This is a genomic window from Halorubrum sp. SS7, assembly GCF_005435055.1.
In the GTDB taxonomy this organism is placed as follows: Archaea; Halobacteriota; Halobacteria; order Halobacteriales; family Haloferacaceae; genus Halorubrum; species Halorubrum salinarum.
Window position 1 is genome coordinate 35,152 of the sequence record NZ_SGXV01000013.1, and the last position, 14,803, is coordinate 49,954.

Annotated in this window: 14 protein-coding genes; 5 read left to right on the forward strand and 9 right to left on the reverse strand. The window is 70.3% G+C overall.

Translation table 11 applies throughout. From position 1 onward, the window contains the following. Positions 1–48: 48 nt before the first annotated feature. Positions 49–1,506, reverse strand: coding sequence for a 7,8-didemethyl-8-hydroxy-5-deazariboflavin synthase subunit CofH (cofH, locus tag EXE44_RS12275; RefSeq protein WP_137717375.1), 1,458 nt, complete (start codon positions 1,504–1,506; stop codon positions 49–51). 304 nt (positions 1,507–1,810) lie between these two features. Next, complete coding sequence (locus EXE44_RS12280; protein ID WP_137717376.1) at positions 1,811–2,770, reverse strand: DUF6293 family protein; 960 nt, start codon at positions 2,768–2,770, stop codon at positions 1,811–1,813. A gap of 188 nt (positions 2,771–2,958) precedes the next feature. Here EXE44_RS12280 and EXE44_RS12285 point away from each other — a divergent pair, with 188 nt between their 5' ends. After that, positions 2,959–4,077 carry a HAMP domain-containing sensor histidine kinase gene (locus EXE44_RS12285; RefSeq protein WP_137717377.1) on the forward strand — a complete coding sequence of 373 codons (1,119 nt, stop codon included), beginning with the start codon at positions 2,959–2,961 and terminating at the stop codon, positions 4,075–4,077. A gap of 163 nt (positions 4,078–4,240) precedes the next feature. Here the strand turns inward: EXE44_RS12285 and EXE44_RS20250 are convergent, their stop codons facing one another. From EXE44_RS20250 to nadA, 4 genes are all read right to left on the reverse strand, one after another. Next, entirely contained in the window at positions 4,241–4,402 is a 162-nt protein-coding gene (locus tag EXE44_RS20250) for a hypothetical protein (protein WP_158293459.1), read from the reverse strand. Between the two features lie 109 nt (positions 4,403–4,511). Then, complete coding sequence (gene nadC / locus EXE44_RS12290) at positions 4,512–5,336, reverse strand: carboxylating nicotinate-nucleotide diphosphorylase (RefSeq protein ID WP_137717378.1); 825 nt, start codon at positions 5,334–5,336, stop codon at positions 4,512–4,514. After that, entirely contained in the window at positions 5,336–6,874 is a 1,539-nt protein-coding gene (locus EXE44_RS12295; protein WP_137717379.1) for an L-aspartate oxidase, read from the reverse strand. Before EXE44_RS12295 ends, nadC begins: the two co-directional genes overlap by 1 nt. Position 6,875: 1 nt before the next feature. Next, on the reverse strand, positions 6,876–8,006 hold the full coding sequence (gene nadA, locus EXE44_RS12300) for a quinolinate synthase NadA (protein WP_137717380.1): 1,131 nt from the start codon (positions 8,004–8,006) through the stop codon (positions 6,876–6,878). A 368-nt stretch (positions 8,007–8,374) separates the two neighbouring features. Here nadA and EXE44_RS12305 point away from each other — a divergent pair, with 368 nt between their 5' ends. Beyond that, positions 8,375–9,682: an acetamidase/formamidase family protein gene (locus EXE44_RS12305; RefSeq protein WP_137717381.1), complete on the forward strand. Its 1,308-nt coding sequence runs from the start codon at positions 8,375–8,377 to the stop codon at positions 9,680–9,682. Between the two features lie 4 nt (positions 9,683–9,686). On the opposite strand, the gene EXE44_RS12310 is transcribed toward EXE44_RS12305, so the two are convergent. After that, positions 9,687–10,673: a M48 family metallopeptidase gene (locus tag EXE44_RS12310; protein ID WP_137717382.1), complete on the reverse strand. Its 987-nt coding sequence runs from the start codon at positions 10,671–10,673 to the stop codon at positions 9,687–9,689. Between the two features lie 126 nt (positions 10,674–10,799). On the opposite strand from EXE44_RS12310, the gene EXE44_RS12315 reads away from it, so the two are divergent. Beyond that, positions 10,800–11,879, forward strand: a complete 1,080-nt coding sequence (locus tag EXE44_RS12315; RefSeq protein ID WP_137717383.1) for an aminopeptidase — start codon at positions 10,800–10,802, stop codon at positions 11,877–11,879. 17 nt (positions 11,880–11,896) lie between these two features. Here EXE44_RS12315 and EXE44_RS12320 read toward each other — a convergent pair whose 3' ends face one another. Continuing rightward, entirely contained in the window at positions 11,897–12,289 is a 393-nt protein-coding gene (locus EXE44_RS12320) for a hypothetical protein (protein ID WP_137717384.1), read from the reverse strand. 107 nt (positions 12,290–12,396) lie between these two features. Between EXE44_RS12320 and EXE44_RS12325 the strand changes: the two genes are divergently transcribed. After that, positions 12,397–12,681, forward strand: coding sequence for an amphi-Trp domain-containing protein (locus EXE44_RS12325; RefSeq protein ID WP_137717385.1), 285 nt, complete (start codon positions 12,397–12,399; stop codon positions 12,679–12,681). Positions 12,682–12,706: 25 nt separating this feature from the next. On the opposite strand, the gene EXE44_RS12330 is transcribed toward EXE44_RS12325, so the two are convergent. Further along, a complete protein-coding gene (locus tag EXE44_RS12330) occupies positions 12,707–13,264 on the reverse strand; it encodes a response regulator (protein ID WP_137717386.1) in 558 nt (185 codons plus the stop codon). A gap of 256 nt (positions 13,265–13,520) precedes the next feature. Here EXE44_RS12330 and EXE44_RS12335 point away from each other — a divergent pair, with 256 nt between their 5' ends. After that, positions 13,521–14,744 carry a proteasome-activating nucleotidase gene (locus EXE44_RS12335; protein ID WP_137717387.1) on the forward strand — a complete coding sequence of 408 codons (1,224 nt, stop codon included), beginning with the start codon at positions 13,521–13,523 and terminating at the stop codon, positions 14,742–14,744. Positions 14,745–14,803: the final 59 nt, after the last annotated feature.

Consider the following 14,803-nt stretch of genomic DNA (forward strand, 5'->3'; position numbering starts at 1 on the left):
GAACATGTTCGGCGAAGAACCAGTCGGGGCGGCGTCGTTCCGGGGGGCTCAGTCGTCGGCGTCGGCGGGCGGCGTCCCGGTCGCGTCGGCGCCGCTCTCGCCGCCGGACGGCCCGTCCGGGAGCATCGGCGTGCCGTCCGCGCGGGGGCCGAGCCGCGGGCCGTGCGGGCCGTCGTCGGGGTCGATCCGGCGGCGGGTGCGGTAGTCCGTCGAGCGCTCGACGGGCGTCCGACCGATCGCCGTTATCATCTCGACGTAGTCGTCGAACGAGCGGTACTCGCCGTACTCGCCGCCCGCGCGGCTGGTGATCTCCTCCGAGAGGATGGTGCCCATGAAGTCGTCGGCGCCGCAGTTGAGCAGCTTCAGCCCGTGGGCGTCGCCCGACTTCACCCACGAGGCCTGGACGTGGTCGACGTTGTCTAAGAAGAGCCGCGCGACCGCAACGACCAGTTCGTCTTCGGCGCGCGAGGGCCCGGAGTCGACGACGCCGCGCCGGTAGAGCGGGGTGTTCCGGTGGATGAAGGAGAGCGGGACGAACTCGGTGATCGCGCCCGTCCGGTCCTGGAGGTCGCGGATCACCTTCAGGTGCTGCGCGCGGTGCGCGACCGTCTCGACGTGGCCGTACATCATCGTGGAGGTGACATCGAGGCCGGCGGCGGCCGCGCCCTCCATCGCGGCCACCCAGTCGCCCGTGCGGATCTTGCCCGGGCAGATCACGTCGCGGACCTCGTCGACGAGGATCTCGGCGGCGGTGCCCGGCGCGGAGTCGAGGCCGGCGTCGGCCAACTCGCGGTAGACGGACTCGTACGCCCAGTCGGTGCCGCGCTTGGCGTGGTACGCCTCCTCCGGCGTCATCGAGTGGAGGTGGACGCCGCCGACCGACATCGCCGCCATCTGCTCGACGTAGGTGCCCGGGTCGGTCGCGTACGCCTCGGGCGGCTTGTAGTTCACCTCGCTCGCGGGGTCGTCGTACGCGGCGAGTATCTCGTGGTGCTCCTCGTTCAGCGCGAACGCCGGGTGGAGCCCCGAGACGGAGCACACCTCGTAGACCCCCATGTCGAGGGCGTCCTCGACGACCGCGCGCGACTCCGCGGGCGGCTTGGTGAACCCCGCGTGTTCGGCGTCGCTGTCGGCCTCGAAGGCGTGCGCGGTGTCCTTGAAGTTACAGAACAGACAGCCCGTGTTACACGCCGTGGTGACGTTGTTGTTGAGGTTGGCGACGAAGGTGACCTCGTCGCCGACCTCCTCGGCCCTGCGCCGGTCGGCCGCCTCCAGTACCGCCTCCTTGCGGACGGGGTCGATCCCCTCGCGGTCCGTGCCCGTGGCGAGCAGTTCGGTCGCGTCGTCGACCGTCAGCCGGGCGCCGTCGCGGGCCTTCGCGAGCGCGTTCTCGAACGACTGATCGGTCGCCGGCGCCGCGAAGTCGAACTCGTTCGCGCCGCTCTCGCCGTCGCCGCCCCCGCGACCGTTCGACCCGCTCGCGTCGGAACTGCCCCCCGAACTCATCCCCTAACGCTCCCGGTTCCACCCTGATAAACGGGCGGGTCGAGACAGTCGACAGCTGATAATCGGGCACCGAAGTTCAGTGCGGTGGCGCGCGCCTCCGAGCGGCCGCCGCGGGCGGCCGCGAGGAGCGCGTGCGAGGGAGTCGCTGGGGGCCGAAGCGGAGCGAGGCCGCCAGCGACGAGGCTGGGGAGGCGCGAGGCTGCGGTTGCGGTACGGGTCGAGAATCGGTTGGGGCTCCGACGGCCTTCGTCGCCGAACAGCTACCGATAATCGATCCATAAGCGACCGTCTCGTCCGGGCGCGTTCACGCCGGGTCCCGGTAGTCTCGGTCCTCGTCGGCGTGCGCGCGGACCCACAGCTCCCCGATCCGCGAGAGGCTCGTCCGGTAGGACTTCCCGTGCTCCTCGCGCTCGATGTACCCCTTCCCGCCGGGGCCGAGCCGGTCGACGTTGTAGATGACCTTCGAGCGGAACGACTCCGTGTACTCCTCGTTGAGCTCGGCCGCGAGCGTCTCCGCCAGCTCCGACACCGACTCGAACTCGCCGTGCTCGCCGAGCGTGAACAGCACCAGCTCCTCGAACGGCTTGACGTTCTGGAAGGAGGCGACCGGCAGCTCGATCACGTGGCGGTCGCCGATGCGCTTCGCGCCGATGGTGGTGCCGCGCTCGTCGAACTCGGCGAGCAGGTCCGTGGTGCTCGCCAGGCGGTCGGCGACGCGGTCGGGGTCGACGCCCGCCCCGGCGATGGCCTCGTCGCTCGCGCCGTCGAGGTCCTCCAAGAGGTCCCGCGTCGCGCGCAGCTCCTCCGCCAGTTCGGTCTCCAGGTACTTCTCGGGGGCCGTGTAGTAGGTGTGGATGCGGTCGCGGTCCGCCTGCCGCTCGACCATGATCGAGTGCGCGGCGGTCGCGAACGCGAACGAGACGGGCCGAGGCATCGAACAGAGGTTCACCCACACCTCGCGGTCGTCGGCGTCGTCGACGCCCTCGTCGCGGTCCAGTTCGGCGTTGATCAGGTCGAAGGCGCGCTCGAAGGCGGCGTCGTAGTCGTACACGTCGTCCAAGCGTTCCCGGACCGTCTCGGCCCCGAGGAGGTTCTGAAAGTCCTGTTCGAGCTTGCGCGCGATGTTCCGGGAGTACTCGACGTTGGCCTCGCTGCCGACGGCGCCCTCCAAGAGGATCACGCGGTCGACGTCGAACTGGTCCCGGATGAGGGGGGCGATCATCCGGTCGTAGTCGAACCCGACGGGCACGACGTGGGTCTGCATACCCTGACCGTGGGTGTGGGATTTATAAAAACCACCAGATCGCTTTAGCACGTGCGTGTTCGACCCGAACCCTAACCGACGAGTCCGTGTCTGAACGCCGATCCGTGAGAGGCACAACGGATATAAAATTTTAAATAATGTTTATATTCGAGTATCTCGTATAATTGTTAGGTTGGAGTACTCCTCGCATGGCTGCCCCGTTAAGATCGGTTAGTAAAACAACAACCCGGTTTAACGCTCGGTACCTATACGTTGGCGGCCTCTGTGCGATCACGATCCCCCTCGCGATTCTCGGTGTAGAACACGTGTTCCGGTCGACGAACGAACCCGGATCTCCCGGTCTCAAGGCCGGTGTCATCGTCATCCTCAGTGTGGCCGTCCTCGGAACCGGCTGGGCCGCGAACCGCTGGAGTGAGACCGCCGACCGGTTCGGGACGACTATCCGCGTCGGCACCGCGTTCGGCGCGTATGGGTTCGGTATCGCGGTCCTCATCTCGACGGCGCACACGCTCGGGGCAGGAGCGGCACTTGACTGGAGCTTCATCGTCGCTGTGGGCGGGCTGGCCGGACTGGCCGTCGGCATTCCGATCGGCGATGGCTACGCGAAGCTACGACGCCAAAGGGTGGTCGAGAGGCTACAAAAGGACCAATTACGGCGGAACTCGCGACGTATGAGGATCCTCTACCGCGTCGCGCGGCACAACATTCGGACGGAGGCCAACATCATGCTCGGGTACACGGACCTCATCGCGGGGACCGCCCATGGTCCTACCCAGGAGTACGCCGACACCTTACGCGAACACGCGTCCCGACTCGAAAGGATATCGAAGAACGTGCGTCGGCTTCGCCGCATCTGGGAAACGTCTGAGGAGGCCGTCGAAACGTCGATCCAATCGCTTACCGAACGAGCGCTGTCCAAGAACCAGTACCGAGAGTCCGAGCGTCTCACGCTGGCGCTGGACGACGACGCGATAGTCGCTTCCCCCCCGTTCGCCCACTGGGCACTCGAAGAAGCCGTCGACAACGCCCTGACGCACACCGATGACGACACAGCGGTCACCGTCCGAACCGAGAACCTCGACGACTGTGTCCGCTTGATCGTCGAAGACGACGGCCCGGGGATCCCACCGATCGAAGTCAAATCGCTGGGCAGCAAGACCGAATCACAACTCATGCACGGCCAGGGACTCGGGTTACAGGTGATCCACTGGGCCATGGAGGTCTCCGACGCCTCGCTTTCGATTACGGAGCGCGAGTCGGGTGGCACGCGTGTCCTGATGGAGTTCCCCGTGGAACGGTCCGAATAGTTCAACCCGGTGCCGAGTCCGTCATCGACTACGGTACCGTCCCGTTAGCGCGTCTCCGATCCGAAACGAGAGGTTGCGGACCAACGCGCCGACTCGACCGAGAGGGCGCCTCCGACGAATCGCCGTCCCCCAGCGGTACAGGCGAGCACCAAAATTAAAGTTCCTATAAGTACGATGACTTGTCAATATCTCTATGGCGGGCCGGTGTACGTACCGATTCGATCCCGAGGAGGGGTACGGGGAGGGAGGCACCGTCGTCGGGAGCGAGGAGGGGGGCGATCATCCGGTCGTAGTCGAACCCGACGGGCACGACGTGGGTCTGCATACCCTGACCGTGGGTGTGGGATTTATAAAAACCACCAGATCACTCCGCGACGCCAACGCTCGCGGACGGAGCCGACCCCGCCGCCGGCGCCCGCCCCGACACCGGCGCGCTACCCGTCGCCTCCCGTCCGGAACGACAGGTCGAGCGCCGGCGCGGAGTGCGTGAGCCCGCCCATCGAGATCACGTCGACGCCGGTCCCGGCGTAGTCCGGGACGGCCTCCACCGTGATACCGCCCGACGCCTCGGTCAGCGCGTCGCCGTCCGCGGCGGCCACGCGCTCGACCGCGGCCGCCGTTTCCGCGGGCGTCATGTTGTCGAGCAGGACCACGTCGGCGCCGGCCGCGGCGGCGCGTGCGGCTGCGTCGGGCCCCTCGACCTCGACCTCGACGTTCGTCGCGAAGGAGGCGCGCTCGCGGAAGCGCTCGATCGCCTCCGTCAGCCCCAGCTCCGCGACGTGGTTGTCCTTGACCATGACCATGTGCGAGAGGTCGAGCCGATGGGTGTCGCCGCCGGCGGCCGCGACCGCGCGCTTCTCTACTCCCCGGAGCCCGGGCGTCGTCTTGCGCGTGGCGGCGACCCGGACGTCCGGATCGACCTCGCGGGCGGCCTCAACCGCGGCGTCGGTCCGCGTCGCCACTCCCGAAGCGTGGGCCGCGACGTTCACGGCGACGCGCTCGCCGCGGAGGACCGCCCTCGCCGGGCCCGCGACCCGCAGCAGCGCGTCGCCCGGGTCGACGGCGGTCCCGTCCGCGACGCGCTCGGTCACAGTCGCGTCGAGGTAGTCGAACACGGCGCTCGCGGCGTCGACGCCGGCCGCGACGCCGGGCTCTTTCGCGACGAGCCGGCCGCTCGTCTCGCCCGGCACGTCGTTCGTCACGTCGTGGTGGCCCACGTCCTCGCGGAGCCAGCGCTCCACGTCGGCGTCGGTGAGCATCAGTCGTCCGCCGCCGGCCCGGGTTCGGCGGGCTCGGCGTCGTCCGCGACGTAGTGCGTCCCCACGCTCTCGCCGTTCGCGAGCGCCTGTCGAGTCACGAGCAGCGCCGTCACGGTCGCGTTCCGAAGCTCGTAGAGCGACCGCGAGGTCCGAGTCCGGACGTACGCGTCGACCTCCCCCTTCAGGCGCCGGAGCACGCCGAGCGCCCGGCGGAGTTCGGCCGGGTCGCGCTCGATCCCGACGTGCTCGCCCAGCACCCGGCGGAGCCGTCGGAACTTCTCGCGGGCGAACGCCGGCGGGAGATCCGGGTCGCGGTCCAACAGCTCCGGGGGCGCGACGCGCTCCGGGTTCGCGGGCGTCCCGCCGGACACGGCGGCGTCGGCGCCGGCGCGGAGCCCCCAGACGAGCCCTTCGAGGAGGCTCGTGGACGCGAGGCGGTTCGCCCCGTGGACGCCGGTCCGCGCGCACTCGCCGACCGCGTAGAGCCGGTCGAGGCTCGCACGCCCGCGGTCGTCGACGGCGACGCCGCCACAGAGGAAGTGCTCGGCGGGCGCGACGGGGATCCCCTCGGCGGGGTCGACGCCGCGGTCGGCGCACTTCTCGGCGAGGCCGGGGAACGCGCCCACGAAGTCGAGCGGCCCCACGTCGAGGCGGACCTCGCCCGTGGCCTCGCGCTCGGCGGCCACGGCCCGCGAGACCACGTCGCGCGGCGCGAGCTCGGCGTCGTCGTGGTAGGCGGGCATGAACCGCTCGCCGTCGCCGTTACGCAGCAGCGCGCCCTCGCCCCGGACCGCCTCGCTGACGAGGAACCCCTCCTCGTCCGGGCCCGCGTCGTACGCCGTCGGGTGGAACTGGACGAACTCCATGTCGGTCACGTCGGCGCCCGCGAGCGCGGCCATCGCGACCCCGTCGCCGGTGGCGCCGCGCGGGTTCGTCGACCGCGGGAACAGGTCACCGATCCCGCCCGTCGCGAGTACGGTCGCGCCCGCGTACACCGGAAATCGACCGTCGTCCGACGCCACGACGGCCCCGTGGACGCGCCCCTCGCGCGCGATCAGTTCGAGCGCCGCGGCGTCGTCGACGACCTCGACGCCGTCGCGCTCGTCGAGGTGGTTCAAGAGGGGGACGTGGACGTGCTCGCCCGTCGCCGCGCCGACGTGGAGGATCCGGTCCTCGCCGTGGGCCGCCTCGCGGCCGTAGTCGAACGCGTCGCCGCCCGCCTCGCGGTCGAACTCGACGCCGAGCGCGTCGACGAGCACGTCCCGGACGGCGTCGTCGGCGTTCTCGACGAGCACGTCGACAGCGTCCGGGTCGGCCGTCCCGTCCGAGGCCGCCAGCACGTCGCGCTTGAACCGCTCCGGCCGGCCGCGCGCGACGGCGATCCCGCCCTGTGCCCACCACGACGCGGCGTCCGCCGGGCGCGTGGCCTTCGTCGCCACCGTCACCTCGCGTCCCTCGCGCGCGGCGGCGAGCGCCGCCGTCAGTCCGGCGATCCCCGAGCCGACGACGAGCACGTCCGCGGTCTCGTGGTCCGTCATCTCACACCTCCAGCATGCGGTCGAGGGCGACGCGCGCGAGGTCCTTCTCCTCGGGCGCGACCTCGACGACGTTGCGCTCGCGCCCGGCGGCCAGCTCTTCGAGCACCCACGCGAGGTAGTTCGGGTCGATCTGGCGCATCGCGTTACAGTCCATGCACGCCTCGCCGCACAGCGGGACGACGTTCACCTCCGGGTGCCACCGCTGGAGGTGGCGGGTCAGGTGGACCTCGGTCCCGATGGCCCACGTCTCGCCGGGGTCGGCCTCAGCGACGGTCTCGCGGATCGTCGCGGTGGAGCCGACCACGTCCGCCGCCTCGACGACCTCCCGGCGGCACTCGGGGTGGACGACCACCCGCGCGTCCTCGTGGTCCGCCCGGACCCGTTCGACGTGCGACGGGCTGAACCGCTCGTGGACCTGGCAGTAGCCGTCCCAGAGGATCACGTCGTTGTCGACGACCGCCGCCGCGTCGGCGGACGCGGCGTCCCAGGGGTCCCACTCGGCGATCTCGTCTTCGAGCCCGAGCCGGTGAGCGGTGTTCTCCCCGAGGTGCTTGTCGGGGAGGAACAGTACCTTGTCGCCCTCGTCGAGCGCGTACTCGAAGGCGCGGTCGGCGTTCGAGGAGGTACACACCAGCCCGCCGTGCTCGGCGCAGAACGCCTTGAGGTCGGCGTAGCTGTTCATGTAGGTGACCGGCACGACGTCCGCGTCGGTCGCGGCCGTCAGCTCCGCCCACGCCGCGTCGACCTGGAGCGCCTCCGCCATCCCCGCCATCGGGCACGACGCCTCCATGCTCGGGAGCACGACCGTCTGGTCGTCGTCGGTGATGATGTCGGCGGACTCGGCCATGAACGTGACCCCGCCGAAGACGACGTACTCCGCGTCGGCCGCGGCGGCTTCCTTGCTCAGCTGGTAGGAGTCGCCGACGAAGTCGGCGTGCTCGACGATCTCCCGTCGCTGGTAGTTGTGACCGAGGATCACCACGTCGTCGCCGAGCGCGTCCAGCGCCCCCTCGATCCGTCGCGTTCGCTCGCTCTCGTCGAGGTCGCAGTATTCAGACGGAAGCTGTTCGAGATTGTCGTATTTGAAGAGACTGAGTTCGGTATCGAACTCGGCGGTTTCCATTGCTGGCATTCTGAGTCTCCGTCGTGTATTCGCTCACAGAACTGTGTCGTGAAAAGATTTTGTCTTCAATAGTTCGGTTTGGCTAGTCGTATGCTCTCTGAGCCCGTTCAGAATCTCGATCTTCGAACGGTACGTACGGTCTCGCCGGCGAACTCCGGATCGTGGGTCGGTGACCCCTCTGCGGGGTCGCGGACCGAGGGCCGAAATTCGCGGACCGCGAGCCGGGCGGACCGCGAGCCGGGCGGTTGGCTCTCGCCCCGGACGGCCCGTCGAGCGAGCGCGCCTCGTGGTCCTCGGGCTTGGCGGCCCTCGCGGTTCCCGGTCTGAGTGCCGCCTCCCCTACGATTATCATGTGCCATGCCGTACCACTACACGGTATGGCGCAAACAGAGGTCAAAGAGGAGCTGTACGTCGACCAGTACACGCTCGGGCTCGTCGGGCCCGACCAGGAGTGGGCCGGGACGGTCGCGGACGGCGGGACGGTGACGACGTACACGCCGCCGGGCTGTTGGGGGCCGATGGTGACGCCCTCGTTCCGCGGCGGCCACGAGGTGACCCGCCCGATCCGCGTCGAGGGCGCCGAGGTCGGCGACGCCGTCGCGATCCACATCCGCGACGTGGAGGTGACGAGCATGGCCACCAGCACGGGGTCGATGGCGGAGCGCGACGAGGCGTTCGGCGACGACCCGTTCGTCGACCACCGCTGCCCGGAGTGCGGGACGACGTGGCCCGACTCCGTCGTCGAGGGCACCGGCGAGGACGCGATCCGCTGTGCGGAGTGCGGGGCCAACGCCTCCTCGTTCGGCTTCGAGTACGGCTACACCGTCGCCTTCGACCACGAGAACGCGGTCGGGATCACGCTCGATAAAGACGGCGCCCACGCCCTCGCGACCGACGCCGAGCGCGTGATGGACATCCCCGAGAACGCCCGTCAGCACCCGATCCTGCTGTACGAGCCCGACGAGATGCCGGGCACGCTCGGCCGGCTCCGCCCGTTCATCGGCAACATCGGGACGACGCCGCCGGTGACGATGCCCGACTCGCACAACGCGGGCGACTTCGGGCAGAACCTCATCGGCGCCGACCACGACTACGGCGTCGAGACCGAGGCGGACCTGGACCTGCGCACCGACGGCCACATGGACGTGCCCGAGGTCCGCGCGGGCGCGACGCTGATCTGTCCGGTCGCCGTCGACGGCGGCGGGGTCTACGTCGGCGACCTCCACGCGAACCAGGGCGACGGCGAGCTCTCCCTCCACACCACCGACGTGAGCGGGACGGTCACGATGGACGTGGAGGTGATCGAGGACGTGGACCTCGACGGCCCCGTCCTGCTCCCGAACGAGGAGGACCTCCCGTTCATCAGCAAGCCCTACAGCGACGAGGAGGTCGCCGCGGGGGACGACCTCGGCGCGGAACACGGCGTCGACGTGGACACCGACGCCGCCCCGATCCAGGTGATCGGCTCCGGCGCGACCGTCAACGACGCCACGCAGAACGCCTTCGACCGCGCCGGGACGCTGCTCGGCATGAGCGAGGGCGAGGTCCGCGCCCGGTGTACCTTCACCGGCGGCGTCCAGATCGGTCGGCTCCCGGGGGTCGTCCAGCTCGACATGCTCGTGCCAGCAGACGTGCTGGCGGAGTCGGGCCTCGACGACGTGACGCGCGAACAGTACGGGCTGTAAGCCCTCACCGCCACGACCGGCCCTGTCCGACGGTCGCCCGCGACGGCCCCGCCGGGATCCGCCGCGTCGGCCCCTGCGACTCGGCCCGCTCCCGCAGGCGCTCGACCCGCTCGTCGGTCGAGGGGTGCGTCGAGAGCCAGCGCTCTGCGGCCTCGTCGGTCCGTTTCTGCGACGAGAACGGCGCGAGGGGCCACTCCGGGTCGGTCGCGCGCTCGATCCGACGGAGCGCCCGCGCGAGCGCCGCGGGGTCGCCCGTCACCTCGGCCGCGCGGTCGTCGGCCGCGAACTCCCGCCTGCGCGACCGCGACCGGACGACGAGCGTCGCGAGGACGAACCCCGCGAACAGGGCGCCCGCGAGCCCCCGGTGAAGGCGCGCGAACGGTCCCGAGCGGTCGCCGGGTCGCCCGCGGATCCACGCCGAGGCGGCCGCGAGCCCCGACAGCGCGAGCAGCGCGGGCAGCGCGACCAGGGTGGCGACCCCGACCAGCGAGCGGCCGACGCCGTCCGCCATCGCGATCGCGAACCCGTCGTTGCCCTCTAGGTGCGCCAGTTCGTGCGCGAGGATCGCCTCGACCTCGCGCGGCGAGAGCAGCCCGAACAGCGACCGGTCGATCACCAGCGCGCCGCCGCCGCTCCCGCCGCCGACCGCGAACGCGTTGGGCGCGCGGGCGTCGGTGACGTACAGCGCCGGCCGCGGCAGGTCCATCCGCGCCGCGAGCGCGTCGATCCGGCGGTGGAGCTCCGGCGCCCGCCTCCGCGGGACGCGGTCGCCCTCCAGGTTCGCGAGGATCTGCGCGGTCCCGAGCCGGTAGCTGAGGTACGCCGACCCGAGCGCGCCCGCGACCAGCAGCGCGACGAGGACCGGGAGGTCCGGCCGGGCCGCCCAGGCCGCGCGCAGCAGGTCGGCGACGAACAGCGCCGCGGTCAGGTAGCCGGCGAGGAGGGCGACGCCGACGGCCGCCGCGGCCGCGCGGAACGCGAGCCGAGACATACTCGGGAGTACGCGGTCGCGGGGCAAACGCGTTGCGGCCGGGGGCTCCGCGGCGGGGGCGGCCGCTCCCCCACCCGGTCCGCCGGAAGGAAAAGCGGTAATTCCCCGGCCGCGAAACCGGCTGTCATGGACGCACGCGTACGCGAACACGCCGAGATCATCGCCGACCACTCGACCGGCATCGAGTCGGGCGACGACGTGGTCATCCAGATGCCGAAGGAGGCCGAGGACCTCGCGGTCGCGCTCCACGAGGTCTGCGGCGACCGCGGGGCGAACCCCGTCTACCTCAACTACTCGAAGCGCGCCCAGCGCGCGTTCAAGCGCTCGTCCGACGAGTTCACGGAGCCGAGCCACCGGCGCGCGCTCTACGAGGAGGCCGACGCCTTCGTCATCGCGCGCGGCGGCGCGAACGCCACCGAGGACGCCGACGTGGACCCCGAGACGAACGCCGCGTACAACCGCGCGATGGAGGAGGTCAAGCGCACGCGGCTCTCGAAGACGTGGTGTCTCACGCAGTACCCGACCGCGAGCCACGCCCAGCTCGCCGGGATGAGCACCGAGGCGTACGAGAATTTCGTGTGGGACGCCGTCTCGCTCGACTGGGACGAACAGCGCGAGTTCCAGGCGGAGATGGTCGAGATCCTCGACGCGGCCGACGAGGTGCGCATCAAGTCCGGCGACGAGACCGACCTCACGCTCGACGTGTCGGGCAACTCCACGCTCAACGACTACGGCGAGGCGAACCTCCCCGGCGGCGAGGTGTTCACGGCGCCGACGCGCGACGGCGTCGACGGCGAGGTCCACTTCGACCTGCCACTCTACCGCTACGGACGCGAGATCGACGGCGTCCGGCTCCGGTTCGAGGACGGCGAGGTCGTCTCCCACTCCGCCGAGCGCAACGAGGACCTGCTCTCCGGCATCCTCGACACCGACGAGGGCTCCCGGCGCCTCGGGGAACTCGGGATCGGGATGAACCGACAGATCGACCGGTTCACCTACAACATGCTGTTCGACGAGAAGATGGGCGACACCGTCCACATGGCGGTCGGCTCCGCGTACCCGGAGACCGTCGGCGAGGAGAACGCGGTCAACGAGTCCGCCGAGCACGTCGACATGATCGTCGACATGAGCGAGGACTCCGTCATCGAGGTCGACGGCGAGGTCGTCCAGCGGAACGGGACGTTCGTCTTCGAAGACGACTTTTAATCCCGACGGCCCAGCGGTCACGACGTTTCGGCCGCGCCGTCGGCGGTCCGGCCGGCGAACGCCGCGTACGCGACGAGGAGGACGGCGAACAGCCCGACCGTGCCGATCGCCGCGACGCCCGGATAGCCGGCGAGCGGCGCGATCTCGCCCGCCGGCAGGACGAAGACGTCGACGACGCCGGTGCCGACCGACAGCGCGAGCACGGCGAGCCACATCGTTCCCACCGCGTACCCGAGCTCGACGAGGCGGCCGGTGCGCGCCGCGTGGGCGACGACGGCGCCGCCGCCGAGGATCGGGACCGCGGCCAGCGGACTCGTCGGGTCCGGGAGGAGGACGCTCCCGCCGAGCGCGATCGCCGTCCAGTAGACGGCGACGGCGACGACCGTGCGGAGCGAGTCGGGGACGGACACGGGACGTGAGTTCGCTCGGGGAGCACAAAACGATCGGGGGCGTCCCGGTGCGACCCGCCGCCCGCACCGCGTCGGTGTTTATCACTCGTGGGCGCGTACGGCCTCGCATGCCCGAAGAAGTCCTGTTCAAGTCGGAAAGCCGTCGGAGCCGGGAGGAGATCGCCGCGTACCTGCGGACGGTCGCGGACTCGCTCGACGCCGGGAACGCGATCACCCTCACGCGCGGCGACGAGTCGACGACGCTGGAACCGCCCGCGCGGCCCACCTTCGAGGTGAAGGCGGAGCGCGAGGGGCCGGCCGACGGGCCGGGCGAGCTGAGCGTCGAGTTCGAACTGGAGTGGGACGAGGACGGCGGCGAGGAAGCGGCGGACGGCGAGCTGACGATCGAGTGACGGTCCGGGGGCGGTCCCCGCCCCGCTACGGTACTTCGCCCGGGACCTCGACGAACGCGTCCCGCGCCGAGAGGTGGTCGAGCGTGTCGTCGACCTCGACGCGCACGGACTCCATCTGCTCGATGAGCTCCTCGTACTCCTCGGAGTTCGTCGTGCCGGCGGCCTCCAGCGCCGCTTTCTTCGAGGCGAGCGCGAAGAACTCCTGGCTCCGCTCGTCGAACGCGGCGCGGTGGAGGAGCACCTCGACGAGCGTGAGGAGGTCCTCCTTCGTGACCGGCTTCGTCTTGTAGTCGTCGAACGGCATCTCGACGATGTCGACGTCTGGCTCGACCGCGGTCAGCATCGCCACCCGGGCGTCGTACCCGTCGCCGCGGATCGCGTTCAGCACCTCGTGGCCCGACATGTCGGGCATCCGGCGGTCGAGGAGGACCACGTCGACCGTCTCGTCCATCATGTCGACCGCCTCCTCGCCCCCGGTCGCGATGCGAACGTCGTACTCCGTGTCGAGGTACACCCGGTACAGCTCTGCGAGGTCCGGCTCGTCGTCGACCGCGAGGACGGTCGCGTCCGGGGTGCCGCTCATGGGCGGGCCCTCCCGGTCTCGCGGTCCGCGACCCTCGGACCGGCGCGTCCGCCCGCCGTTCGTGCGTCCATACGGCCACCTTGCCCCCCTTCGCGTTAAAACGTTGACCCTCGGTTATCAAAACCGATATCGGTCGTCGAGAGGGCCCGACCGGCCGGGGCTCGTCGCGCCGCCGGGGGCGTCTCTCCCGCGGATCCAACGGTCTCTCCGTGACCCAAAGGCACATTTACGCCCGCATCTTAGTCGGGCACAACGAATGTCTCACAGCCCCTCACTGCCCGACCGCCCGCGGTTGGAGCTCGACCCCGAGATGAGCGACGCGGAGCGGTTGGAGGCGATCCGCCAGCACTACCGGCGGATCGTTCAGGTGAACGAGGAACTGGAAACGCGGCTCGCGGACGCCGAGGGGCGCCGCGGCGAGCTGAAAGACGACGTCGAGCAGCTGAAACGCGAAAACGAGGTGCTGAAGACCACCTCGCTGTACATCGCGTCCGTCGAGGAGATCACCGACGAGGGCGTCGTCATCAAGCAGCACGGCAACAACCAGGAGGTGCTCACGCAGGCCGCCTCGCGGCTCGAAGAGGACCTCCGCCCCGGCGACCGCGTCGCGATCAACGACTCCTTCGCCGTCCAGCAGGTGCTCGACGACGAGACCGACTCCCGGGCGCAGGCGATGGAGGTCACCGAGTCCCCGGACGTCACCTACGCCGACATCGGCGGCATCGACGACCAGATCCGGGAGGTGCGCGAGGCCGTCGAGGACCCCCTCGAAAACCCCGAGCAGTTCGAGACGGTCGGCGTCGAGCCGCCGAGCGGGGTCCTGCTCCACGGCCCGCCGGGCACGGGGAAGACGATGCTCGCGAAGGCTGTCGCCAACGAGTCCGACGCGACGTTCATCAAGATGGCCGGCTCCGAACTCGTCCGGAAGTTCATCGGGGAGGGCGCGCGGCTCGTCCGCGACCTGTTCGAGCTCGCCGCCGAGCGCGAGCCCGCCGTCATCTTCATCGACGAGATCGACGCCGTCGCCGCCAAGCGGACGGACTCGAAGACCTCGGGCGACGCCGAGGTCCAGCGCACGATGATGCAGCTGCTCAGCGAGATGGACGGCTTCGACGACCGCGGCGAGGTCCGGATCATGGCCGCGACCAACCGCTTCGACATGCTCGACGAGGCCATCCTCCGCCCCGGCCGCTTCGACCGCCTCATCGAGGTGCCCGAGCCCGGCGCCGAGGGCCGCGAGCGTATCCTGGAGATCCACACCGACGACATGAACGTCGCCGACGGCGTCGACCTCGGCGTCGTCGCCCGCGACCTCGACGGGTACAGCGGCGCCGACATCGCGTCGCTGGCGACCGAGGCCGGCATGTTCGCCATCCGCGACGGCCGCACCGAGGTGACCCAGGAGGACTTCGAGCAGGCCCGCGACAAGCTTCAGGACGCGGACACGGAAGACGAGCGGGTCATCAACTACCAGTACTGAACCCCCGGTCCCCGTCCCCGCCGTGCGCGTTTCGGAGCGGTCAGTTCGTAACCCCTTAG

What these genes read in the sequence shown, in the direction of transcription:
- EXE44_RS12315 (WP_137717383.1), top strand. Translation starts at nt 10,800, where the DNA reads ATGGACGCACGCGTACGCGAACACGCCGAGATCATCGCCGACCACTCG.
- EXE44_RS12330 (WP_137717386.1), bottom strand. Translation starts at nt 13,264, where the DNA reads ATGAGCGGCACCCCGGACGCGACCGTCCTCGCGGTCGACGACGAGCCG.
- nadC (WP_137717378.1), bottom strand. Translation starts at nt 5,336, where the DNA reads ATGCTCACCGACGCCGACGTGGAGCGCTGGCTCCGCGAGGACGTGGGC.
- EXE44_RS12310 (WP_137717382.1), bottom strand. Translation starts at nt 10,673, where the DNA reads ATGTCTCGGCTCGCGTTCCGCGCGGCCGCGGCGGCCGTCGGCGTCGCC.
- EXE44_RS12305 (WP_137717381.1), top strand. Translation starts at nt 8,375, where the DNA reads ATGGCGCAAACAGAGGTCAAAGAGGAGCTGTACGTCGACCAGTACACG.
- EXE44_RS12295 (WP_137717379.1), bottom strand. Translation starts at nt 6,874, where the DNA reads ATGACGGACCACGAGACCGCGGACGTGCTCGTCGTCGGCTCGGGGATC.
- cofH (WP_137717375.1), bottom strand. Translation starts at nt 1,506, where the DNA reads ATGAGTTCGGGGGGCAGTTCCGACGCGAGCGGGTCGAACGGTCGCGGG.
- EXE44_RS20250 (WP_158293459.1), bottom strand. Translation starts at nt 4,402, where the DNA reads ATGCAGACCCACGTCGTGCCCGTCGGGTTCGACTACGACCGGATGATC.
- EXE44_RS12280 (WP_137717376.1), bottom strand. Translation starts at nt 2,770, where the DNA reads ATGCAGACCCACGTCGTGCCCGTCGGGTTCGACTACGACCGGATGATC.
- EXE44_RS12285 (WP_137717377.1), top strand. Translation starts at nt 2,959, where the DNA reads ATGGCTGCCCCGTTAAGATCGGTTAGTAAAACAACAACCCGGTTTAAC.
- EXE44_RS12335 (WP_137717387.1), top strand. Translation starts at nt 13,521, where the DNA reads ATGTCTCACAGCCCCTCACTGCCCGACCGCCCGCGGTTGGAGCTCGAC.
- EXE44_RS12325 (WP_137717385.1), top strand. Translation starts at nt 12,397, where the DNA reads ATGCCCGAAGAAGTCCTGTTCAAGTCGGAAAGCCGTCGGAGCCGGGAG.
- nadA (WP_137717380.1), bottom strand. Translation starts at nt 8,006, where the DNA reads ATGCCAGCAATGGAAACCGCCGAGTTCGATACCGAACTCAGTCTCTTC.